Source organism: Pseudomonas lutea (genome assembly GCF_000759445.1).
Classification (GTDB): domain Bacteria; phylum Pseudomonadota; class Gammaproteobacteria; order Pseudomonadales; family Pseudomonadaceae; genus Aquipseudomonas; species Aquipseudomonas lutea.
Window position 1 is genome coordinate 328,275 of sequence record NZ_JRMB01000001.1, and the last position, 26,393, is coordinate 354,667.

Genomic DNA, 26,393 nt, shown 5'->3' on the forward strand with positions numbered 1-26,393 from the left:
ATGAAATCCATACGAGATCAGGCCGCGCATTTTCCCGAACTGGTGGGCTTGTATGCGCAGCGCCAGCCGGACCGGATTGCCCTTCGACACATCGTCCACGAGGACCAGCCGCCGCTGCTGACCAGCTACGCGCAGCTCGATGCGCGGGCGCGCTCGATTGCCGCCCACCTGCAGCAGCACGTTGGCGTCGAGGGCGGCGAGCGCTGCGTGCTGATGCTGCCCACCGGCGCCGACTACGCCGCGGCGTTTCTCGGCTGTTTGTACGCCCGGGTCATTGCAGTGCCGGCCTTCGCCCCGGAGTACAACCGCCAGACGCACCTCGACCGCCTGACCGGCATCCTCCACGACGCCGCGCCGCAGATGGTGCTGGGCCGGCGCGAAGACCTGGATAAGTTTCAGCACTTGCTGCAGCCGTTCATGCCGGCCGGCGGTCGCTTCGCCGCGGTGGAGGAAATCGCCGAACGGCAGGGCGGTTTCCAGCCGTCGACGATCGACACCGGTGCACTGGCGTTCCTGCAATACACCTCCGGTTCGACCAGCGCCCCGAAAGGCGTGATGGTCTCCCACGAAAACCTGATGGCCAACGAAATCGCCATGGCGCGGCACTTCGTCTCCGATCCCGCCTCGGAAAGCTGGGTCAGTTGGCTGCCGCTTTACCACGACATGGGTTTGATGTGCGGCCTGCTGTTGCCGCTGTACTACGGCGGTACGCTGACGCTGATGTCGCCCAACTATTTCCTGGGCCGGCCTGCGCGCTGGCTTGAAGCTATGAGCGAGTACGGCGGGACGTTTTCCGGCGGCCCGGATTTCGCCTACCGCCTGTGCGTCGAGCGGATCAAGCCCAGCGCCGTGAAGGGCCTTGCGCTGGACAACTGGAGCCTGGCGTTTTCCGGCTCCGAGCCGATTCGCATCGCCACGCTGGATGCCTTCAGCGAGCATTTCGCGGCAGCCGGCTTCAACCGCCGTGCCCTGACGCCCAGCTACGGCCTGGCCGAGGCGACGCTTTACGTCAGCGCTGCCGAGCGCGAAAAGCCATTCGGCATCAAGCGTTTCGACGGCAACCAACTCGCTGCCGGGGACGCCACGCAAGCGCTGTTTGCCGACAACCAGGCTGTCAGCCGTCTGCCGGGGTGTGGCTGGTGCCAGCCTGATCACGATCTGCGCATCGTCGATCCGGCCACAGGCCAGGCGCTGACGTCGGGACAGGTAGGTGAGGTGTGGATTGCGGGGCCGAGTGTTGCCCAGGGTTATTGGCAAAACGCCGACGCTACCGCGCAGACGTTCGTCATCGAAGACGGCAAGCGCTGGCTGCGCAGCGGCGACCTGGGCATCGCCAGGGACAACGAGCTGTTCATCACCGGGCGCCTGAAGGATCTGATCATCCTCAACGGCCAGAACCTGTACCCCCAGGACATAGAACAGGCGCTGGAGAAAAGCGTCGAGCTGCTGCGACGCGGGCGTATTGCAGCGTTCCCCGTGAGCGATGAGCAGGGCGTCGAAGGCGTGGGCCTGGCGCTGGAAATCAGCCGCAACGTGCGCCGCCTGATGAAACCGCAGATGATTTGCGAAGCAGTGCGCGATGCGCTGGCCGAGCTGTTTCTGGTGGCGCCAAAAGTGATTGTGCTGCTGGAGCCAGGCGCGCTGCCGCGTACCACCAGTGGCAAGCTGCAACGCGCCGCGTGTCGCAGCGGCTGGCAGAACCGCAGCCTGGACAGCTTTGCGCTTTGGCAGGATGGACGCTTGCTGGACGCCGACTCCACGGACGTGGCCGCAACGCCTTCGACTGACGCTCAAACGCTGCTGCCTGAGGTGGTCGCGGCCTGGCGCGAAGTCTTGGGCAGGCAAGACCTGAGCGCTGCGGATCACTTTTTCGCCTGCGGCGGCGATTCGGTCGGCGTGGTGCAAGTGCTCTCCAGGTTGAACAGCGAACTGGGCCTGAAGCTGGAGCCCGCCCACCTGTTCGAGCACCCGACCCTTGGCGCCTTCAACGCCCACGTCGCTGCGCACGTCCGCGCCCATGGCCGCGGTACCGACCGGCCGGCAGGTGTGGCTCGCATTTCCCGCGACAACGATCCCGAGCAGTCTTTCGCCCAGCAGCGCCTGTGGTTCCTCGCACAACTGGCGCCGGACAGCAGCGCCTATCACCTGTGCGGCCAGCTGAGCCTCAACGGCGCGCTGGATAGCGTCGCCCTGCAACGCAGTCTGGACGATCTGGCCGCCCGCCATGAAAGCCTGCGCACCACCTTCGCCATCGACGCCAACGAGCAACTGGTGCAGCGCATTCACGCGCCGGGTCCTGTGCTCATTGAACGCCACTACCTGAGTGAGGACACCGATCCGCAGCAGGCGCTGAGCGAGTTGGCCAAAGCCGTCGTCGAGCAGCCGATGGATTTGCAGCAAGGCCCGCTGTGGCGGGTGATCAACGTGCGCCTGGCGCCGAACCACCATCAACTGCTGCTGGTGTTGCATCACATCATTGCCGACGGCTGGTCGGTGCAGGTGATGCTCAAGGAATTCGCCGCGCTTTACCGCGCCCACGCCCACGCCCAAAGCCAGGCGCCGGTACTGGCGCCGCTGCCGATCCAATACGCCGACTTTGCCGCCTGGCAACGGGCGCGGTTGGCCGGTGGGGAAGGGCAACGCCAACTGGCGTACTGGCGAGAGCAATTGGGTGATGCCCAGACCGTGTTGAACCTGCCCGCCGACCGTCCGCGCCCGGCGCAGCAAAGTCATCGCGGCGCGCGCTATGGTTTTGCTCTGGACGCCACGTTGAGCCAGGGCTTGCGCGAGCTTGCGGGTACTCACAGTGCGACCTTGTTCATGGTCATGCTGGCCGCTTACAAAACGTTGTTGCTGCGCTACAGCAGTCAGACCGACCTGCGCGTCGGCGTGCCGGTCGCCGGGCGTACCTGCACCGAATCGGAAGGGCTGATCGGCCTGTTCGTCAACACGCTGGTGCTGCGCAGCGAGGTCTCGCCACAGCAATCCTTCGCCAGCCTGATCGACGCCGTACGTCAAACCGCGCTGGGGGCCCAGCACCATCAGGACCTGCCGTTCGAGCAACTGGTCGAAGCCTTGGGCGTGGCACGCAACCTCAGCCACAACCCGTTGTGCCAGGTGAAATTCACCCAGCAGTTCCCGCTGCCGCACGACGTTGAAATGGCCGGCGTGCGCATGGACGTGACCCAGCTGGATGACTACTCGGCGCATTTCGATCTGGGCCTGGACATCACCGACCACGCTGACGGCATTCAGGCGGTGTTCACCTACGCCTGCGACCTGTTCGATGAGCCGCGAATGGCTGCGCTGGCCGCTGACCTGCAGCGCATCTGCGCGCAAGTCGTGGCACAGCCTGAAGTGCGTTTGCTGGATGTACAAACCAACGCCGTGGTGTCGTGTGTCGCGGCGCAGCAGACAGCGTTCCCGGCCAGCGACGTGTTGAGCCTGTGGCAGGCCAGCGTTGAGGCCCAGCCGCAGCATATTGCGCTGCAATGCGAGCAGCGCAGCGCGCGGTTTGCCGAGGTCGAAGCCCAGGCCAATCAACTGGCGCGGCATCTGCGCCAGGTCGGTGTGGGTGTGGAAAGCCGCGTGGGCATTCTGCTGGAGCGCTCCCTGGCGTTCGTCGTCAGCCTGTTGGGCGTGCTCAAGAGCGGCGCCGCTTACGTGCCGCTGGACCCGAAATGGCCCGCCGCGCGTCAGGCTTTTGTGCTGGCTGACAGCGGCGCGGGCTGGCTCATTACCGATCAGGGCGCACCGGGTGACTTCAAAGGCGAGGTGATCGGCGTCGATGATGAGGCCCAATGGCGAGCCCAACCCTGCGACGGTCTCGAGCAGCGTATTCATGCCGATCAGGCCGCCTATCTGATCTACACCTCCGGCACCAGCGGGACACCGAAAGGCGTGGTTATCAGCCATGGCGCGCTTGCCGATTACGTGCAAGGCCTGTTGCTGCGGCTGGACCTCGCACCCGGGGCAAGCATGGCCATGGTCTCCACAGTGGGCGCTGATCTGGGCCATACCGTGCTGTTTGGCGCGCTGTGCTCGGCGCGCACCCTTCACCTGATCAGCCCCGACCGCACCAACGACGCCGACCGCTTTGCCGCGTACATGGCCGAGCACAAGGTGGGCGTGCTGAAAATCGTCCCGACCCACTTGAACGGTCTGTTGCAGGCCGCGAACGCCGCCGATGTGCTGCCCGAGCATGCGCTGATCCTGGGCGGCGATGCGCTGCCGTGGGCGCTGGCGGCGCAGATCAATCGTCTGAAACCCGGCTGTCGGGTCATCAACCACTACGGCCCCACCGAAACCACGGTGGGCGTGCTGAGCCACGAGCTGTTGCTGCCCGAGCCTGCCGACCGTGCGCTGATGGGGGAAAGCGTGCCCGTCGGCAGTCCGCTGCCGAACGTGACAGCGCTGATCCTCAATGACCATCTGCAGCCGGTGGTGCAAGGCGATGTCGGTGAGCTGTACATCGGCGGGCCGGGACTGGCACGGGGTTATCACGGACGTCCGGCGATGGCCGCTGCGGCATTCGTCCCGGACCCCAGCGGCAATGGCGGGCGGCTTTACCGCAGCGGCGACCGCGCCCGATTGATGGCTGACGGGCAAATTCAATTCCTCGGCCGCGCCGACGATCAGGTCAAAGTACGCGGGCATCGCGTGGCGCTCGGCGAAATCGCCCAACGGCTGCGCCAGCTGGACGGGATTCGCGATGCCCACGTTCGTCTGGATGAGCGCGGTCAGTTGATTGCTTACGGCCTGCTGGCCAACGGCGCATCGGTGGCCGGCGAGACCCTGCGCGAGCAACTGGCGCAGAGCCTGCCTGACTACATGGTGCCCGGCCACGTGCTGACCCTTGAGGCCTTCCCGCTCACGGCCAACGGCAAGCTTGACGTTGCCGCGCTGCCCACGCCGAGTGTGAAATCCGACGCCTTCGAAGCGCCCCATGAAGGCGTCGAAGCTGCATTGGCTGCGCTCTGGCAGGCGGCCTTGAAGGTCGACGCGGTGGGTCGCCACGACAACTTCTTCACCCTCGGTGGCGACTCGATCCTGAGCCTGCAGATCATTGCCCGGGCTCGCCGCCAGGGCATCCGTCTGACGCCCAAGCAGCTGTTTGAAAAACAGACCATCGCCGAGCTGGCGCAAGTCGCCACGCTAGCCGAGGTCAAACCCGTCCCCGCACCTGCACTGGCGCCCGTCGCACCGCGCGAATTTGCCCTGACGCCCATTCAGGCGCGGTTTTTCAGCCTGCCGGTCGCCCAGCGTCAGCACTGGAACCAGTCGCTGCTGCTCGACGTGCCGCAAGCGCTGGACGTCGCGCACCTGCAGCAGGCCCTCGCGGCTGTGCTGGCTCACCACGACAGCCTGCGCCTGAGCTTCCATCAGAACGACGAAGGCCAGTGGCAGCAGCGTTACCGCGACAGTGAAAGCGCCGAGCGCGTGTTGTGGACCTGCGAGTTAACCCGCGAAGAAGACCTCGATTCGCTGAACGACGAAGCCCAGCGCAGCCTGAACATCGACACCGGCCCGCTGCTGCGTGTGGTGCATGCGCGCCTGCGGTCCGGCGAAGCGCGCCTGTTGCTGGCGATCCACCACTTGGCCGTCGACGGCGTCTCGTGGCGGGTGTTGCTGGAAGACTTGCAACTCGCCTACCGCCAACTGACCCCGGGGCAGAATGTGACGCTGGCGGATAAAACCGCCAGCTTCCAGGCCTGGTCGCAGTCGTTGAGCACCTTGGCGCAGAGCGCTGAATTGGCTACGCAGCTGCCGTATTGGCAAGCGTTGGACGCCGCCGATGCCACGTTGCCTGGGGATGTTTCGGTGCAGAGCCGGGTCGGCGACAGCGAAACCGTGCAATTGACGTTCGCCGCGAATGACACCCGGCGCCTGCTCAGCGAAGCCCCGGCCGCTTACCGCACGCGCATCGACGAGCTGTTGCTCGCGGCGCTGGCCCAGTCGTTGTGGCAGTGGAGCGGTCGTCGGCGCCACGTGATCAGCCTGGAAGGTCACGGTCGTGAGGACGCCACGGGTGCCCTCGACCTGAGCCGCAGCGTGGGCTGGTTCACCAGCCTGTACCCGCTGGCGCTGGACGCCGCGGATGACCCGGTCGCGACCCTCAAGATGGTCAAGGAGACGGTGCGCGGCGTACCGGACAAGGGCCTGGGTTACGGGGTACTGAAGTACTTGGCTGACGCAGATTTGCCGGAGTTGACCGGGCAGGGCGTGACCTTCAACTACCTCGGTCGTTTCGACGATAACGAAGGCGCGCTGTTCTCCCTGTCGAGTCGCACGCCCGGCAATCTGCGCGATCCCCAGGGTCCGCTGGCCAATGCCCTGGCGGTGGACGGTCAGGTGCGCGACGGCCGGTTGCAGCTTGAGTGGACCTTCAGCCGCAAACGCTTCAGCCGCGAGAGCATTCAGCAACTGGTCGGGCTGTATGAAGCGCAGTTGCTGCAGTTGATCGCCCATTGCAGCGACGAATCCCACGCCGGCCTGACGCCTTCGGACTTCCCGCTGGCGGCGTTGAATCAAACGCAACTCGATGCGCTGGGTATCCCTGCGCGGGAGATCGAAGACATCCTGCCGCTGGCGCCGATGCAGCAAGGGATTTTGCTGCACAGCCTGCTGGAGCAGGGCCACGGCATCTACTTGATGCAGGACCAGTACGACGTGGGCAGCCACGTGGATTTCGACGCGTTCAAGTTCGCCTGGCAGCAAGTCGTGCAGCGCCACCCGGCGTTGCGCACAGCGTTCCACGGCCTGGAAAGCGGCGTGCAGCGTCAGGTTGTGATGCGTCGCGTGCCATCGCCGGTGCAGCTGATCGACCTCAGCCATCTGTCCCGGGACGCTGCCGAAGCCGAGCTTGATGCGTTGCTCAAAAGCGAGCGCGAACAGGGCTTCGATTTCGCTCGTGCGCCGTTGCTGCGCCTGCGCCTGATCAAGTTCGGCGACGCGGATTTCCGTATCGTCCAGAGCCACCACCACGCGTTGATCGACGCCTGGTGCCGGGGCCTGATGCTCACCGAGTTTTTCGCCCATTACCGCGCGTTCCTGGAAGGCCGTCAGGTCAGCCTGCCGCCCGCGCGAGCCTATCGTGATTTCCTCGCCTGGCTGGCCGCGCAGGATGAAGGGCTCAGTCGCGACTACTGGCGCAACGCGCTGGCGGGCTTCACCGACGTCACGCCACTGCCGTACCGCCACAGCCCGCAGGGTGACGCGCAGATGCGCGACGTCACGCTGGCGCTGGGTGCCGCGAAGACCGCGAAACTCGCCGAACAGGCGCGGCACTATCGCCTGACCGCCAACACCTTTGTGCAGGCAGCGTGGGCGTTGTTGCTGATGCGTCATGCCGACCGCGACGAAGTGCTGTTCGGCGTCACGGTTGCCGGTCGCCCGACGGAACTTGAGGGTATCGAAGGCGCGCTGGGGCTGTTCATCAACACCTTGCCGCTGCGCATCCGTCGTCCGGACATGGGCGCGTCGGCGCTGGAGCTGCTCAATGCCTTGCAGGGACAGAACGCCGACATGCGCCAGCACGAGCACCTCTCGCTGGCCGACATTCAGCTGCTGGCCGACACCCCGCGTGGCCAGCCGCTGTTCGACAGCCTGTTTGTCTTTGAAAACGTTCCGTTGGGCGCCGAGGTGCAGCAGGCCGTGAACGACTACCGCATCACGCCGCTGGCCAACCGCACCCACACCAACTACCCGCTGACGGTGGTGCTGCTGCCGGGTGAGTCCCTGCAGTTGCAGCTGACCTACGACACGCGGCACTTCAACGACGCCGACATGAACGCGCTGGTCAGCCACTTCCGTCGCCTGCTCACACAGTTGATCGACAACCCGCAACAGGCGCTGAGTCAGTTGCAGATGCTTGAGCAGACGGATCGCGAGCAGTTGCTGGCCCAAGGGCTTGGCCCGGTGCAGAAGCACTGGTACGACATCAGCTACCTGGAGCGCTTCGAGGCCAGGGTATTGGCCCATCCGCTGCAGGAGGTGGCGCGCTGTGAGGGCCAGAGCCTGAGCTACGGCGGACTCAATCGGCAGGCCAACCGCATCGGCCACGGCCTGATTGAGGCGGGCGTACAGGAGGATGACGTGGTGGCGCTGTTTGCACCGCGCGGGCTGGCGCTGTTGAGTATGATCCTCGGCGCGTTCAAGGCCGGCGCTGCCTACCTGGCGCTGGACGACCGTCATCCGGCCGGACGCAGCGCACGCATGCTGGTCAGCAGCGCCGCGCCGGTGTTGCTGACGCCACGGGAGTGTCTGCCCCAGGCCGAAGCGATGGTTGCGCTGGCCGAGGACAAACCTCGGTTGCTGGTGTTCGAGGATGTGCTGTCGGCTGGCGATCAATTGGCCGATCGTAACCCCGGTCGCTACGCGTCGGCCGAGCAACTGGCCTACGTCATCTACACCTCCGGCTCCACAGGCGAGCCTAAAGGCGTGATGGTCAACCAGCGCGGCATGCTCAATAACCAGATGTCCAAGCTGCCGTACCTGCGTTTGGGCGAGGGCGATGTGATCGCCCAGACCGCCGCCACCGGCTTCGATATTTCGGTCTGGCAATTCCTCACGGCGCCGTTGTTCGGCGGGCGTGTGGAAATCTTGTCTGACGCCGTGGTACAGGACCCGCAGCGCCTGCTGGAGGCAGTCGCGGCCAATCAGGTCAGCGTGCTGGAGTGCGTGCCGGCGGTGATCGACGCCATGCTTGCGGTCGCGCCACAACGCCTCGGTGCCCTGCGCTGGCTGCTGCCGACCGGTGAAGCGCTGACCGCGGGTCTGGCCGCGCGCTGGTTTGCCCGCTACCCCGACATCCCGCTGGTGAATGCCTACGGGCCCGCCGAGTGCGCCGACGACGTTGCGCTGCACACCCTGACCGCAGCGCCGGCGCTCAACGCCAACATGCCTATCGGCCGGCCCACCGACAACAACGCCCTGTACGTGCTGGATTCAAGCCTGCAACTGGCTGCACCCGGCGTGGTCGGCGAGTTGTACATCGGCGGCGTGGGTGTGGGCCGTGGCTATGCCGCGCGGCCTGGCTTGACCGCCGAGCGCTTCCTGCCCGATCCGTTCGGTGAGACCGGTGCGCGGCTGTATCGCAGCGGCGACCTGGCGCGCTGGAACGCCGATGGCGCGCTGGAATACGTCGGCCGTGCGGACTTCCAGGTGAAGATTCGCGGCCAGCGTATCGAGCTGGGAGAAATTGAAAACCTGCTGCTCGCCCACGCCTCGGTACACGACGCCGTTGTCAGCGCACAGCCGACGCCGCACGGCCCGCAACTGGTGGCCTACGTCGTGGCCACGGCGGGGCAGGCGCTGTCCAGCGACGTGCTGAAGACCGCGCTGGCGCAAACCCTGCCGGCGTTCATGGTCCCGGCTCACATCGTCGTGCTGGCACAGATGCCGCGCAACGCCAACGGCAAGCTGGATCGCAAGGCGTTGCCGGCGCCGAGCCTGGAAGCGCGCACCTTCGAAGCGCCACAGGGCGAACGCGAATCCGTCCTAGCCGAGCTCTGGCAAGACCTGCTCAAGGTCACGTCGGTGGGTCGTCACGACAACTTCTTTGAACTGGGTGGCCATTCATTGCTGGCGACGCGGCTGCTGTCGCGCATCCGCGAGCGGTTGGGCGTGAGCATCCCGTTGGCCCAGGCGTTTGAGGCCACCACCGTCGCCGCCCAGGCGGCGCTGATCGACACCTTGCAGGGGCAGACCCTGACACTCGACCGGCTCGATGCCCTGGACGAGTTAATGAATGAGCTGGAGGAAAGCAACTGATGTCGCAACCGAGCATGGCTTCACACAGCAAGCTGCTGGCACTGGCCACACGCTTCCTCAGCCTGAGCAGTGCCCAGCGTCGGGTGTTTCTGAGCAAGCTGCGCGAGCAGGGCCTGGATGCGTCGTCGCTGCCCATCCCTGCGGGGGTCGCCGGCGAACGCAGTGCAGCATCATTCGCCCAGCAACGCTTGTGGTTTCTGGAGCAGCTGGAGCCGGGTAACGCCACCTACCACCTGCCGGGTGCCTTGCGTCTGAACGGCCAGCTGGACGTCACTGCTGCGCAATCGGCGTTTGCCCGCGTGGCCGAGCGTCATGCCAGCCTGCGCACGGTGTTTGCCACTTCAGAAGACGGCACGCCGGAGCAGGTCATTCAGGCCATTCAGCCGCTGCCGTTCGAGGTTTTACAGGCGGACGACGAAGCTGGCGCGCAGACGCTGGCCGATGACTTCGCCCGACGCCCCTTCGACTTGGCCCAAGGTCCGTTGTGGCGGATAGCGCTGGTCGAGCGCGCCACAGACGATCACCTGTTGCTGGTGTGCCTGCACCACATCATCGCCGACGGCTGGTCGATTCAGGTGCTGTTGCTGGACTTCGTCGAGGCCTACCGCGCTGCGGTTGAAGGTCCTGATCATCAACATGCCGATCTGGCGCCGCTGCCATTGACCTACGCGGACGCTGCGCTTTGGCAACGTGCCTGTCTGGACGCCGGCGAAGGCGATCGGCAACTGGAATACTGGCGGCAACAGTTGGGTGATGAACCACCGGTGCTCGAACTGCCGGCGGACCGTCCGCGCCCGGCACGCCAAAGCTTTCGCGGCGCGCGCCTGCCGTTCAGGTTTCCTGCCGCGCTGTCCGCACGAATGCGCGAGCTGGCCCGGCAGCGCGGGGTGACGCTGTTTACCGTCATCCTCGCCGCCTACCAGGTGCTGCTGCAGCGCATGAGCGGGCAATCCGATTTGCGCATCGGCGTGCCCATTGCCGGGCGTCAGCGCGCGGAGACGGAAGGGCTGATCGGCTTCTTCGTCAACACCCAGATCCTGCGCGGTGATGTACAGCCCGACGCCGGGTTCAACCAGGTCATCGACGGCGTGCGTCAGGCATCCCAGAGCGCACAGGCCCATCAGGACCTGCCCTTCGAGCAATTGGTCGACGCCCTCGCACCCGAACGCAGTCTGAGCCACAACCCGTTGTTTCAGGTGCTGTACAACCACCAGCAACGCCAGGACCAAGCCCTGCAGCTGATGCCCGGTTTGAGCGCCACGCTGATGCCGCTCGACAATGGCAGCGCGCAATTCGACCTGGCCCTGCACACGTGGGAAAACGCGGCCGGCGAGCTGGCCGGTAACTGGAACTACGCGACCGATCTGTTCAATCACGCCAGCATCGAACGCCTGCACGGGCGTTTTGAGCAGCTGTGCGCCGACCTGCTGGAACGCCCGGACGCGGCAATAGGCGACTTCGAGCTGCTGGACGCTGAAGACCGCGCACAGTTGACCGCGGCCAATGACACAGCACAGTACTGGGCGGAGTCAGAGCCGTTCGTACACCGGCATTTCGAGCGCCTGGCACAGCTTCATCCCGAGCGGGAAGCTTTGCGCTTTGGCGATGAGGTCCTGAGTTATCGGTCGCTGGATCAGCGGGCCAATCAGCTTGCCCATCACCTGCGGGAGCAGGGCGTCGGCCAGGAATCGCTGGTCGGCGTTGCGGCGTTGCGCTCGGTGGAAATGGTCGTTGCGCTTTACGCAGTGCTAAAAGCCGGCGCCGCGTATGTGCCGCTCGATCCCGAGTATCCGGCGGATCGCTTGCGTTACATGCTGGAAGACGCCGGGATCGGTTTGTTGCTCAGCCACGACCCGGTGATCGGTGATCTGCCCGTTGTGGAAGGCCTGCGTGTGCTGAATCTGGAGAATCTGGCGCTAGCGGGTTATCCCGTCACCGCACCGGCGGTTGAGCTGCACCCCGAGCAACTGGCTTACATGATTTACACCTCGGGCTCGACCGGCAAACCCAAAGGCGCGGGCAACACCCACGCCGCGCTGTTCAACCGGTTGGCCTGGATGCAGGGCGCTTACGGGCTCGATCAATCGGACGCGGTGCTGCAAAAAACGCCGTTCAGTTTCGACGTGTCGGTCTGGGAATTCTTCTGGCCGCTGATGGCGGGCGCACGTTTGGTCGTCGCCCAGCCGGGGGATCATCGCGACCCGCTGCTGCTGAAATCTCTGATTGAGCAGCAACAGATCACCACGCTGCATTTCGTCCCGTCGATGCTCGCCGCCTTCATGGCGCAGGACGATCTCGGCGGCTGCGCGTCCCTGAGACGGATCGTCTGCAGTGGCGAAGCCTTGCCCGCCGATCTGGCGCGCGACACCCTGCAGCGCCTGCCGAATGCCGGGCTGTACAACCTGTACGGCCCAACCGAAGCGGCCATCGACGTCACCCACTGGACCTGCCGCAACGAGCCGGGCGCTTCGGTGCCCATCGGCGCCCCCATCGCCAATCTGCAGATCCACATCCTCGACACTCGCCTGAACCCGCAACCCATCGGAGTGCCGGGCGAGCTGTACATCGGCGGCGCTGGCCTCGCGCGCGGCTATCACCTGCGTCCCAGCCTGACCGCCGAGCGTTTCGTTGCCAGCCCCTTTGGCGGCGGCGAGCGGCTGTATCGCACCGGTGACCTTGCCCGCTGGCGTGCCGACGGCGTGGTGGAATACCTCGGCCGTCTCGATCATCAGATCAAACTGCGCGGCCTGCGCGTTGAAATCGGTGAGATTGAATCAGCGCTGCTCGATCATCCGGCCGTCCGTGAAGCGGTGGTTGTCGCTCGCGAGCTCGCCACCGGCATGCAATTAGTCGGCTATCTCGTCGCTGATGAATTCGACGAAGAACACCTGCGCGAACAGCTGAAAAAGCGCCTGCCGGACTACATGGTGCCGGCGCATTTCGTAACCCTGAACAGCCTGCCGCTGTCGGCCAACGGCAAGCTCGACCGCAAGGCGTTGCCCGACCCACACATCCAGCAGCGGGCTTTTGAAGCCCCGCTGCCTGGAGTCGAAGCGCAACTGGCGTTGCTCTGGCAAGACCTGCTCGGCGTCTTGCAGATCGGTCGTCAGGACAACTTTTTTGCCCTCGGCGGCGACTCGATCCTCAGCCTGCAAATCATCTCCCGCGCGCGCAAGCTCGGCATCGTGCTGTCGCCCCGGCAGATGTTCGAGCGCCAGACCATCGCCGAGCTGGCGCAGGTCGCGCAGGTGGTCAGTCAGGACGCGGCTGCGGTCGAGCGCATCGAGCTGAACCGCGACATCCCTCTGACGCCCATCCAGCACTGGTTCTTCCAGCAACCGATGAAAAACCGCAGTCACTGGAACCAGTCGCTGCTGTTGAAACCGAGTGAGGCGCTGGAGCTGCCGGCGCTGAACCACGCCCTTCATGCGTTACTCAACCATCACGATGCCTTGCGCATGCGCTTCGTGCAGCAGGACGACGGCCAGTGGCAGCAACGCTATCGCGCCTGCTTTTGTGCTGAAGGGCATTCCTCTGGCGAGCAGGCCCGCGACGGCCTGATCTGGCTGCGTAACTCCGGCTTGAACGAGCTGACGGCTGCTTGCGACGAAGCCCAGGCCAGCCTCGATCTGAGAGACGGCCCACTGCTGCGCGCCGTGCATTTCACCCTGGCCGAAGGCGGGGAGCGGCTGCTGCTGGTGATTCATCACCTGGTGGTGGACGGCGTGTCGTGGCGCGTGCTGCTGGAAGACCTGCAAAACGCCTACGCCCAGGCCCGGGCGGGCCTGACCATCGACCTCGGTGGGAAACCGCTGTCATTCCAGCGCTGGTCCAATCGTCTGCTCGATTACGCCTACAGCGACGCCGTGCTGGCCGAAGCGCCTTATTGGTATGGACTGCCTTCGGCGCCGGCCTTGCCATGCGCCAACCCTTTGGGCGAAGCACGGCAAGCCAACGTGCGTCAGCTGCACCTGTCACTGGACGCCGGACGCACTGAACGGCTGATCAACGAAGCACCGCCCGCGTATCGCACGCACATCAACGACCTGCTTCTGACTGCGCTGGCCCGGGCGATGAAACGTTGGAGCGGCGAGGCGCAAGCGCTGATCGCCCTTGAAGGCCATGGTCGTGAAGACCTGTTCGATGGCGTCGACCCGGCCCGCACCGTGGGCTGGTTTACCAGCCTCTATCCGGTCAGCTTGCAGGCCCATGATGACCTCGACGCAGCGCTCAAGCACACCAAGGAAACCCTGCGCGCCGTGCCCAACGGCGGCTTGGGTTACGGCCTTCTGCGCCATTTGCGCGGCGAAGCGTTGCCGGCGCTGGACGGCTGCGTGTTGTTCAACTACATGGGCCGGCTGCAAGACAGCAGCGGAATTTTCCGGCTCGCCGAGGAGGGCAGCGGCGCCCAGCGCGCCGCCGATGCGCCGCTCAATGGCGAGCTGTCGCTGGACGCACAGGTCCGTGACGGCCGGTTCAGCCTGACCTGCAGCTACAGCGCCGAGCGCCATGAGGCGGCATCGGTTCAGCGCTTGCTCGACGCCTATGCCGAGGCGCTGGACGAGGTCAGCGAACACTGCCGTCGCCACTCGGCGGTCACCCCGTCCGACTTCCCGACGCTGGGGCTGACCCAGGCACAACTGGACGCCTTGCCGGTGGCGCCGCGCGACATTGAACAGCTCTACCCACTGACGCCGATGCAACAGGGTTTGCTGTTTCACAGCGAACTGAGCGGCAGCGAAGTTGCGGACCCGGACAGCGCCCGGGACTTGTACATCAACCAGGTGGCGCTGGACATCGAGCACCTGCCGGTGGCGCGTTTTACAACGGCGTGGGCGGCCGCGGTGCAGCGTCATCCGATCCTGCGCGCTGCCTTTTTACGCGTTCCCGGCAGCGAGCAGCCGCTGCAAGTGATTCGCCGCGACGCGGTGCTGGCAGTGAAAGAGCTGGACCTGCGCCATGGCGATCAGGCGATGGCCGACGTTTTGGCGGCCGAGCGCGAAACCCCGTTCGACCTGCACAACGCGCCGCTGATGCGCGTGCTGCTGGTGCGCCAGAGCGAGACCCTGTGGAAACTGATCTGGACCTTCCACCACATTCTGCTGGACGGCTGGAGCAGCGCGGCGCTGCTGGGCGAGGTGATTGAAGCGGCGCTGTCCGATGCCTCGCCGCAGCCCGCCGGCCATTACGCCGACTACGTCAGTTGGCTGCAGAGCCGTGACGCCGAGCACAGTGCTGCGTTCTGGCGAACGCATCTGGCCGGTTTCGAACAGCCGACGATGATGGCCGCCGCGCTGACCGCTCCGGTGTCGGACAACGGCGCGCCGCTTCCCGCACAGGTGCGCGTCACCTCCATGGACCTCGACAGCGCGCTGCTGAACAGCACAGCGCGTCGTCAACGCGTGACCGTCAACACGCTGATTCAGGCTGTCTGGGTGCTGCTGTTGCAGCGCTACACCGGTCAACAGCGGGTAGCATTCGGCGCTACGGTGTCCGGTCGTTCCGCACAGGTGCCGGGCATCGAGCGCATGCTTGGGCTGTTCATCAACACGCTGCCGCTGGTGCAGGCGCCCCAGGCGCAACAGAAGGTCGGCGACTGGCTGAATGACCTGCAAGCGCACAACCTGGAACTGCGCGAACACGAGCACACGCCGTTGTTCGAGGCCCAGCGCTACGCTGGCCATGCCGGGCGCGACCTGTTTGACAGCCTTCTGGTGTTCGAAAACTACCCCGTGGACTCGGTGCTGCGCGACAAACAGGCCAATGGCGTCAACCTCGGTTCGGTCGAGCTGAGCGACAAGACCCACTACCCGCTGAGCCTGGCAGTGGTGGCGGGCGAGCGTGCCCATGTTCACGTCAATTACCACAGCAACGTGTTCAGCGCCGAACAGATCGAGCGCCTGTGCGGGCATTTCCAGACGCTGCTCGACGGCATCTGCCGTTTCCCGGAAGCGCGCATCGGCGAGTTGTCGATGCTCACAGACGGCGACCTGCAACAAATGCACGCCTGGAACACACGGCCGTTCTCGCCGTACGTGAACCGCCCGATTCACGAGCTGATTGCCGAGCATGCGCGCATTCGTCCTGATGCCATTGCGCTGGTCCATGGCAAACAGCGCCTGAGCTTCGCCGAGTTTGACCGCCGCGCCAATCAGCTGGCCCACGCCTTGCGCACCCACGGGATCGGCACCGAAGTGCGCGTGGCGATTGCCATGGAGCGGGGGATTGATCTGTGGGTGGCATTCTTCGCCGTGCTTAAATCCGGCGGCGCCTACATTCCGCTCGACCCGGACTACCCGACCGAGCGCCTGCGCTACATGCTCGAAGACGGTGGCGTGAAACTGCTGATCAGTCACGACGCGGCACAGGATCGCGTGCCGGTGGGTGACCTGCCGCTGCTCAATCTGGACACGCTGGATTGTTCATCTGAACCGGTCACGGCGCCCGACGTGGTGATTCACCCCCAGCAGTTGGCCTACTTGATTTACACCTCGGGCTCGACCGGCAAGCCCAAGGGCGCGGCCATCGCCCACGCCGACATCTCGATGCACATCCAGACCATCGGCGAGCGTTACCGCTTCACGCCCGAGGACCGCAAATTCCATTTCCTGTCGATCAGCTTCGACGGTGCCCATGAAGGCTGGATGATGCCGCTGTGCTGCGGCGCCCGCGTGGTGCTGCGCGACCAGGAACTGTGGAGCGTCGAGCAGACCTACGACACGCTGATCCGTGAAGGCATCACCGTGGCCTCGTTCCCGCCGAGCTACCTGCGCCAGCTGTCGGACTGGGCCGGTGTGCAGGGCAAGGGGCCAGGGGTGAAAACCTACTGCTTCGCCGGCGAAGCCTTCAGCCGCGAGATGCTGCATGACGTGATCCGCAATTTGCAGCCGCTGTGGATCATCAACGGCTATGGCCCGACCGAAACCGTGGTCACGCCGACGCTGTGGCTGGCCTCCGCCGGAACCGCCGACTTCACTACTGCCTACGCGCCGATTGGGGATCTGGTTGGGGATCGCCAAGGCTATGTGATGGACGCGGATTTGAACCCGCTGCCGCAAGGCATCGCGGGTGAGTTGTACCTGGGTGGCGCAGTGGCGCGGGGTTATCTGGACCGTCCGGGCGCCACTGCCGAGCGTTTCCTGCCGCATCCCTTCAGGGCGGGCGAACGCATCTACCGCAGCGGCGACCGCGTGCGCTTGAACAGCGAAGGGCTGCTGGAATATTTGGGACGCATCGATCACCAGATCAAGATTCGCGGTTTCCGCATCGAAGCCGGTGAAATCGAAGCGGCGTTGAAAGGCTGCGACGGCGTGCGCGAGGCGCTGGTCATCGTGCGTGACGGCGTGAACGGCAAGGTCTTGCTGGGATACGTAGGCGGCAACGGTCTGGCGGAGGACAGCCTCAAGCAACAGCTGAAAAACACCTTGCCGGAATACATGGTCCCGGCGCACATCGTGGTCATGGAACGCTTGCCGCAGTTGCCCAACGGCAAGCTCGATCGCAACGCGCTGCCGGATCCGAAGGTAATGTCCGGCGATTACCAAGCGCCGCAAAACGGGCTTGAGCAGCTACTCGCGGCGCTGTGGCAACCGCTGCTGGGCCTCGACGCCGTCGGCCGCAACGATCACTTCTTCGAACTCGGCGGTCATTCGTTGCTGGCCATGCAGTTGATTTCCCGGCTGCGTCACGAGCATCAACTGAGCGTGCCCTTGCGCGCGCTGTTCGATGCGCCGCGCCTCAGCGATTTCGCCCGGCGCATCGCGCAGCTGACGCCGGCCGAGCAACCCGCCGCCCAGCTTGAACTTGTCGCACGGCACCAGGACCGCGCCGTGCAGTCCTTCTCCCAGCAGCGTCTGTGGTTCCTCGATCAACTGCAACCCGGCGGCCACACCTACAACCTGCCCGGCGCGGTGCGCTTGCGGGGCGAGCTGAACGAGGCAGCCCTGCAAGCGGCTTTCGACGGGCTGGCTGGGCGGCATCATGTGCTGCGCACGCGCTTCCTGGCGATCGAAGGCGTGCCGATGCAGCAGGTCGAACCGGCTGCAAGGGTCGCCATCGAGCGGTTGGACATTCGACATGAGGCGGACAGCGATGCGGCGTTCAATACGTTGGCTCAGGTCTTCGTTCGGCGGCCCTTCGATCTGTCGTGCAGCCCGGTCTGGCGACTGGCGTTGGTGCGGACCGCGCCTGATGAACAGCGCCTGCTGCTGTGCCTGCACCACATGATTTCTGACGGTTGGTCGGTGCGCGTGCTGCTGCAGGAATTCAGCGAGCTGTATCGCGCAGCCGCAGAAAACCGCGCGCCGCAGCTCGCGCCATTACCGGTGCAGTACACAGACTTTGCCGTGTGGCAGCGTGACTGGCTGGCGGCAGGTGAGGGTGAGCGGCAATTGGCCTACTGGCGCGAGCAACTGGGCGACCAACACCCGGTGCTGGAGCTGCCGACTGACCGCCCACGGCCAGCGCAGCAAAGCTATCGCGGCGACCGCCTGTTGTTCACCTTCAACGCCGCGTTGAACCAGCGTCTACGTGGCTTTGCGAGGGAGCAGGGCGTCACGCCTTTCATGGTGATGCTGTCGGCGTATCAGGTGTTGCTGCACCGCCTGAGCGGGCAGAACGATGTGCGGGTTGGCGTGCCGATTGCCGGCCGCTCCCGGCTCGAAGTCGAGGGGCTGATCGGTTTCTTCGTCAGCACCCAAGTGCTGCTCGCCAACGTGTCGCCCGGCCTCAGCTACCGTCAGGTGCTGGAGCAGACCACGGCCTGCTCGCTGGATGCCCAGGCCCATCAGGACCTGCCATTCGAGCAATTGGTCGAGGCGCTGCAACCCGAGCGCAGCCTGAGTCATAACCCATTGTTCCAGGTGGCATACGACCACCAGCAGCGCGACTTCGACGTGCTTAGCGGTTTGCCCGGGCTGCACGCCGAGGTGCTGCCGCTGGACGACGGCAGCAGCCAGTTTGACCTGGCGCTTAACACCCATGAAGACGCCGACGGCACGCTGGGCGGGTCGTGGACTTACGCCACGGATCTGTTCGACCACGCCAGCATCGAGCGCCTGCATGCGCGCTTTAAGCAGCTGCTGGCCCAATTGCTGTCAGCGCCGGACGTTGCGATTGGCGACGTCGAGCTACTGGACACTGAAGACCGCGCGCAGTTGGCAGCGGTCAATGACTCAGCGCGGAACTGGGCTGAGTCGGAGCCGTTCGTCCACCGTCATTTCGAGCGCCTGGCACAGCTTCATCCCGAGCGGGAGGCTTTGCGCTTTGGCGATGAGGTCCTGAGTTATCGGGAGCTGGACCAGCGGGCCAATCAACTGGCCCACCGCCTGCGAGAGCAGGGCGTGGGCCGGGAATCGCTGGTCGGCGTTGCGGCGTTGCGCTCGGTGGAGATGGTGGTAGCGCTGTATGGCGTGCTCAAAGCCGGTGCCGCGTATGTGCCGCTGGACCCTGAGTATCCGGCGGATCGCCTGCGCTACATGCTCGAAGACGCCGGCATTGGCTTGTTGCTGAGCCACGATGCTGTGATCGACGGTCTACCGGCTGTTGAAGGCTTGCGCGTGCTCAATCTCGATCATCTGGCGCTGACGGATTATCCGCTCAGCGCGCCGAAGGTCGAGCTGCACCCCGAGCAACTGGCCTACATGATTTACACCTCGGGTTCGACCGGTAAACCGAAAGGCGCCGGCAACACCCACGCGGCGCTGTTCAACCGGTTGGCGTGGATGCAGGCCGCTTACAGGCTCGATCAATCCGACGCGGTGCTGCAAAAAACGCCGTTCAGTTTCGACGTCTCGGTCTGGGAATTCTTCTGGCCGCTGATGGTGGGCGCACGTCTGGTGGTTGCTCAGCCGGGGGATCATCGCGATCCGCGGGTTTTGAAAGCCCTGATCGAACAGCAACAGATCACCACGCTGCATTTCGTGCCGTCGATGCTTGCTGCCTTCATGGCGCAGGACGATCTCAGCGGCTGCGCCTCGCTCAAGCGCATCGTCTGCAGTGGCGAAGCCTTGCCCGCCGATCTGGCGCGCGACACCCTGCGGCGCTTGCCTAACGCCGGGCTGTTTAATCTGTACGGCCCAACCGAAGCGGCCATCGACGTCACCCATTGGACCTGCGTTGACGAGCCGGGCGCGTCGGTACCCATTGGCGCGCCAGTCAGCAATTTGCAGATTCACATCCTCGACAGTCGCTTGAACCCGCAACCCATCGGCGTACCGGGCGAGCTGTACATCGGCGGCGCGGGCCTCGCGCGCGGCTACCACCTGCGTCCCGGTCTCACTGCCGAGCGTTTCGTCGCCAGCCCCTTTGGCAGCGGCGAGCGCCTGTACCGCACCGGCGACCTGGCGCGTTGGCGTGCCGACGGCGTGGTGGAATACCTCGGCCGTCTCGATCACCAGATCAAGTTGCGCGGGCTGCGCGTTGAAATCGGCGAAATCGAATCAGCGCTGCTCGATCACCCGGCCGTCCGTGAAGCCGTGGTGATCGCTCGCGAGCTGGCCACCGGCATGCAGCTGGTCGGCTACCTCGTCGCTGATGAACTCGACGAAGAACACCTGCGCGAGCAGCTGAAAAAGCGCCTGCCGGACTACATGGTGCCGGCGCATTTCGTGACCCTGGACAGCCTGCCGCTGTCGGCCAACGGCAAGCTCGACCGCAAGGCCTTGCCAGACCCACACATTCAGCAGCGGGCTTTTGAAGCCCCGCTGCCTGGAGTCGAAGCGCAACTGGCGTTGCTCTGGCAAGACCTGCTCGGCGTTCCCCAGGTCGGCCGTCAGGACAATTTCTTTGCCCTCGGCGGCCATTCGTTGCTGGGCATTCAACTGGTGGCGCAGGTTCGCCGTGACCTGCAACTGGAGATGCCGCTGCGTGCGCTGTTCGATGCGCCACGGCTGGCGGATCTGGCGCGGTACCTGAGCACCCGGGCCGTCGCCACGTCGATGCCGGCGCTGCGTCCGCGTATCGACCGGGAATTCGCGCCGCAATCGTTCGCCCAGCAGCGCCTGTGGTTCCTCGCGCAACTGGAACCGGACAGCGTCGCGTACAACCTGCCGTGCGTGCTTGAGCTGCGCGGCGCACTGAAACTCGATGCCCTGCAGCAGACCTTCGATGCACTGGCCGCCCGTCATGAGAGCCTGCGCACCTGCTTCCGCCCGGCGTCGACGCAGCGCGGGGATGCGCTGCCGCAGCAACGGATTTTGCCGGTCAGCCATGTGCCTGTCGTGCGCCATGATTTGCGCAACGAGGCTGATCCGCAGCAGGCGTTCGAGGCGCTGGCGCAGGGCTTCATGAATCAGCCGTTCGATCTGGACGCCGAGCGCGCGCCGTGGCGTGTGGCCGTGGTGCGGCTCGACGAAGAGGAGTGGCGCCTGCTGCTGTGCATGCACCACATCATCTCCGACGGCTGGTCGGTGCAGGTCATGCTCGAAGACTTCGCCGCGCTGTATCGCGGGTTCGCCCAAGGCAGCGACGTGCAACCTGCGCAGCTGCAGCTTGCGAAGATAAGTGTGCAGTACGCCGACTACGCCGCCTGGCAGCGCGAGCACTTGAGCGGCGCCGAGCGTGAGCGCCAGTTGAACTGGTGGCGCGAGGCGCTGGGTGATGAGCAGCCAGTGCTGGAATTGCCGGCGGACCGTTCGCGTCCCGCTGAACGCGACGGCAAAGGCGGGCGCCATGCGTTCGTCCTTCCTCAGGATTTGGCAGAGGCGGTGCGAGAGACGGCGCGGACTCACGACGCCACGCTGTTCATGGTGTTTCTGGCCTCATTCGATACGCTGCTCTATCGCCTCAGCGGCCAGCGCGATCTGCGCATTGGTGTGCCGGTGGCCGGGCGTGCCGAGGTGCAGACGCAGCGCCTGATCGGCTTCTTCGTCAATACCCTGGTGTTGCGTGCGCAGGTCAGCGGGGAGCAGCCGTTTACCGGTTTGCTGGCCCAGGTCAAAGACAACCTGCTCGGTGCGCATGCCCATCAGGACCTGCCGTTCGAACAACTGGTGGAAGCGTTACAACCGGCGCGCAGCCTGAGCGTCAACCCGCTGTTCCAGGTCAGCTACAACCACCAGCAGCAGCCGGACATGTCGTTGTTGCAGTTCGACGGCTTGCGCTGCGAGGCTCGTCAGTGGGACATCAAGGGCACGCAATTCGACCTGGTCCTGGGGACCTTCGAACACGGCGACGGCCGTATCAGCGGCTACCTCGACTACGCGACTGACTTGTTCGACGCGGCTACCGTGGCGAGGCTGCATGAGCAATGGGTCACGCTGCTGCGAGGGATTTGCGCCCGCCCGCAGACGGCCATCGGCGATCTGCCGTTGCTCGGCGAAAGCGATCTGGCGGCTCTGGATCAATGGAACACGCCGCCGTTCTCGCCGTACGTGAACCGCCCGATTCACGAGCTGATTGCCGAGCACGCGCGCATTCGTCCCCAAGCCATCGCGCTGGTCCATGGCGAGCAACGCCTGACCTTCGCCGAGTTCGACCGTCGCGCCAACCAACTGGCCCATGCCCTGCGTGGGCGAGGCATCGGCACCGAAGTGCGCGTGGCGATTGCCATGGAGCGGGGGGTTGATCTGTGGGTGGCATTCTTCGCCGTGCTGAAATCGGGCGGGGCCTACATCCCGCTGGACCCGGACTACCCGACCGAGCGCCTGCGCTACATGCTCGAAGACGGTGGCGTGAAGCTTTTGATCAGTCACGATGCGGCGTTAAACCGTGTGCCGGTGGGCGACGTGCCGTTGCTCAATCTGGACACGCTGGATTGTTCATCTGAACCGGTCACGGCGCCCGACGTGGTGATTCACCCCCAGCAGTTGGCCTACTTGATTTACACCTCGGGCTCGACCGGCAAGCCCAAGGGCGCGGCCATCGCCCACGCCGACATCTCGATGCACATCCAGACCATCGGCGAGCGTTACCGCTTCACACCCGAAGACCGCAAGTTTCATTTCCTGTCGATCAGCTTCGACGGCGCCCACGAAGGCTGGATGATGCCGCTGTGTTACGGCGCCCGCGTGGTGCTGCGCGATCAGGAGTTGTGGAGCGTTGAACAGACCTACGACACGCTGATTCGCGAAGGCATCACCGTGGCGTCGTTCCCGCCGAGCTACCTGCGTCAGTTGTCCGACTGGGCCGGTGTGCGGGGCAAAGGGCCAGGGGTAAAGACCTATTGCTTCGCCGGCGAAGCCTTCAGCCGCGAGATGCTGCATGACGTGATCCGCAACCTGCAGCCGCTGTGGATCATCAACGGCTACGGCCCGACCGAAACGGTGGTCACGCCGACCTTGTGGCTGGCCTCCGCCGAAACTGCCGACTTCACCACCGCCTATGCGCCGATTGGTGATCTGGTCGGTGATCGTCAGGGCTACGTGATGGACGCGGATTTGAACCCGTTGCCTCAAGGCATCGCCGGTGAGCTGTATCTGGGCGGCGCCGTCGCAAGGGGTTATCTGGACCGTCCGGGCGCCACTGCCGAGCGCTTCCTGCCGCACCCGTTCCGCGCCGGCGAGCGCATTTACCGCAGTGGCGACCGGGTACGACTGAACAGCGAAGGGCTGCTGGAATATTTGGGACGCATCGATCACCAGATCAAGATTCGAGGTTTCCGCATCGAAGCCGGCGAAATCGAAGCGGCGTTGAAAGGCTGCGACGGCGTGCGCGAGGCACTGGTCATCGTGCGCGATGGCGTAAACGGCAAGATCTTGCTGGGTTATGTCGGGGGCAACGGCAACGGCCTGGCCGAAGACAGCCTCAAGCAACAGCTGAAAACCACGCTGCCGGAATACATGGTGCCCGCGCATATCATCGTCATGGAACGCTTGCCGCAGTTGCCCAACGGCAAGCTCGATCGCAACGCGCTGCCCGATCCGCAACTGAGCACGCAGGCGTTTGAAGCGCCCCAGGGCGAGCGCGAAGTGCAGCTGGCGAAGGTCTGGCAGCAATTGCTTGGGGTGGAGCAACCCGGTCGACGCGACAGCTTCTTTGAGCTCGGCGGCGACTCCATTCAGTCACTGGCCGTGATCACCCGTCTGCGCCAGGTCGGGCTCAAGCTGCTGCCCAAAGACGTGTTCAGTCATCCACGGCTCATGGACCTGGCCCTGCGCCTCACCGCCATCGACGCCAGCGCCATCCCGTTGACCGAGGAAACGCCCAGCGGACCCGTGCCGTTGACGCCGATTCAGGCGCACTTCTTTGAACAGCCGATGGCCAACCGCGCGCACTTCAATCAGGCGTTGCTGCTGGATGTGCGGCGGCCGCTGGAAGGCGAACTGATGCGCCAGGCCGTGCAGGCGCTGCTGACTCACCACGACGCGCTGAACTTGAGCTTCCACGCCCAGGACGGGCGCTGGCAGCAGACGCACCGCCAGACACCTGCCGCTGACGGCCTCTGGCTGCGGGACGTGGCCGACGACCGCGCCATGACCGCGCTCTGCGAACAGGCCCAGCGCAGCCTTGATCTGCATGACGGTCCGCTGTTGCGCGTGGTGCTGGCGCAGACGGCGCAGGGGCAAAAGCTGTTGCTGGTTGCCCATCACCTCGTCGTCGATGGCGTGTCGTGGCGCGTGTTGCTGGAGGACCTTGCCCGGGCTTACACGCAATTGGCGGCTGGCAACGCGGTGGATCTCGGGCCGAAGTCCAGCAGCTACCAACGCTGGGCAAGGCATCTGGTCGACGCTGCGCAGGGCGCCGAGCGGCAGGCGCAAGTCGGGCTTTGGCTGGATCAGGTCGGTACGGTCGCGTCGGTCTGGCCTGTCGACCACCCCGAAGGGCGCGCCACGCAACAGGACCTTGCGCAGTGTGAACTGCTGCTGGACACGGGGCTGACCCGTCGGCTGTTGCGTGAGGCCCCGGCGGCACTGGGGGCGCGTACCGATGAAATCCTGCTGGCGGTGCTGGCCGACGCCCTGAAGGGCTGGACTGGCCAGAATGACAACCTCATCGCGCTGGAAGGTCACGGCCGCGAAGCCCTGGCTGATGGTCTGGACGTCGGCCGCACCGTGGGCTGGTTCACCAGCCTGTTCCCGTTGCGGGTGCGTGCTGCAAACGACATCCGCCAGACCCTCGTCGGCGTGCGTGACAGCCTGCGTGGCTTGCCGGACAAGGGCGTCGGCTTCGGTCTGTTGCGCTATCTGGGCAGCGACTCGGCACGCCAGGCCCTGGCCGCGCTGCCCGAGCCCAAGGTGGTCTTCAACTACCTGGGGCAGTTCGATCAGGACCTGGGCGATGGACGCTTTACCCCTTCGAAGGTCTCGGCCGGCACGCTGGTAGACCCTGCGACGCCGCTCAACCGCGAGCTGGAAATAAACGGCCAGGTCTTCGCCGGGCAGCTGGGGCTGACGTTCCGCTTCAGCGGTCAGCGTTACCAGCGCCAGACCATCGAGCGGCTGCAAGCAGCGTATCACCAGGTCTTGATCGCGCTGCTGGACAGCCTGCCTGCTGCACAACCGGCTACGACGCAAAGCCATGCTGCCAGTGGCGAGGGCGTCGGCAACGCGGGCAGCCGTCGCCAAGGCATCCGCCACGAAGGCGCACCGAACCCGTTGCTTCGCCTGAGCAGCGGCGCCAGCGATAAACCGGCGGTGTTCTGCGTCCACCCGGTCAGCGGCACGCTGGTCGGTTACTACGCACTGGCGCGCCGTTTGTCTGCGCAGTGGGACGTTTGGGGCGTGCAAAACCGACAGGTACTGGACGGCGAGTGGCGTGACTCCTCCATCGAACAAATGGCCCGCGACTACGTCAAGGCCCTGCTCGAACAGCAGCCGTCCGGCACGTACCGACTGATCGGTTGGTCGATGGGCGGAACCCTGGTGCTGGAAATGGCCCGACTGCTGACTCGCCTTGGTAAGCGCGTGGAGTTCGTCGGCCTGATCGACGGCTACGTGCCGGGCGCCGGTCAGCCGCGTCCTGCGATGCCGGAAAGCCTCGCTCCTGAAACCTCGGCGCTCGACGCTGATGACGGGGGCCTGGAAGCCGACGCCCACTGGCAACAGTTGCTCGGCGTCGAACGGCACATGCGCCAACTGGCCAATCAGTGCCACAAGATCCACGCCCTCAGCGTGCCGGTGTACGCCTGGTGGGCCGAGCGCTCGCCGGAAAATAACGATAACGCACCGGCTCTTCTGGAGCAGGGCATGGGCGTTCGCTTGCAGGTTTCGGCCTGGATCGACGCCGACCACCTTTCGATCGTCCGTGATCAGCAGTTCATCACGCAGCTTGCCGAGGCCCTCGTGCAGGTCAGCGAACGCCCACATTCACACGATTTCCAGGAGCACGAACATGCATAGCCAATACAACGTGACACCGATCGCCGCGCGCGCCAGCGAGTCACTGTCGAACAGCCCTGAGCATGCGCTGGCCAACGCCGATTACCGGTTCGCCCCGACCGCGCGGCTGGAACGCCAGGCGGCCGTGGAATCCAACGCACGCAGCTATCCGCGGCGCATCCCCCTGGAACTCAAGCGCGCTCAAGGCATTCACGTGCAGGACAGCGAAGGGCGCTGGTTCATCGACTGTCTGGCGGGGGCCGGTACGCTGGCCCTTGGGCATAACCACCCGGAGGTGATCCAGGCGATGCGCGACACCCTCGACGGCCAGCGCCCGCTGCATACGCTGGACCTGATGACCGAAGC

The 26,393-nt window shown here is 65.1% G+C and carries 3 protein-coding genes (1 of these 3 only partly in view); all 3 read left to right on the plus strand.

What is annotated here, in order from left to right:
• Tightly spaced (each overlapping or abutting the next), the 3 genes in view from LT42_RS01425 to LT42_RS01435 form a layout consistent with a single transcriptional unit that may run on beyond the window.
• Positions 1–9,771: a non-ribosomal peptide synthetase gene (locus LT42_RS01425; RefSeq protein ID WP_276209478.1), complete on the plus strand. Its 9,771-nt coding sequence runs from the start codon at positions 1–3 to the stop codon at positions 9,769–9,771.
• The gene (locus tag LT42_RS01430; protein ID WP_276209479.1) at positions 9,771–26,048 is read left to right on the plus strand and encodes a non-ribosomal peptide synthase/polyketide synthase; all 16,278 of its coding nucleotides are present in this window, start codon (positions 9,771–9,773) and stop codon (positions 26,046–26,048) included. The genes LT42_RS01425 and LT42_RS01430 overlap by 1 nt, the downstream gene beginning before the upstream one ends.
• Positions 26,041–26,393, plus strand: the start of a protein-coding gene (locus tag LT42_RS01435) for an aspartate aminotransferase family protein (protein WP_052074951.1). The gene runs 1,090 nt beyond the window's last position; 353 of the gene's 1,443 nt are visible here — the first part of the coding sequence; it begins with the start codon at positions 26,041–26,043; its stop codon lies beyond the right edge, outside the window. Before LT42_RS01430 ends, LT42_RS01435 begins: the two co-directional genes overlap by 8 nt.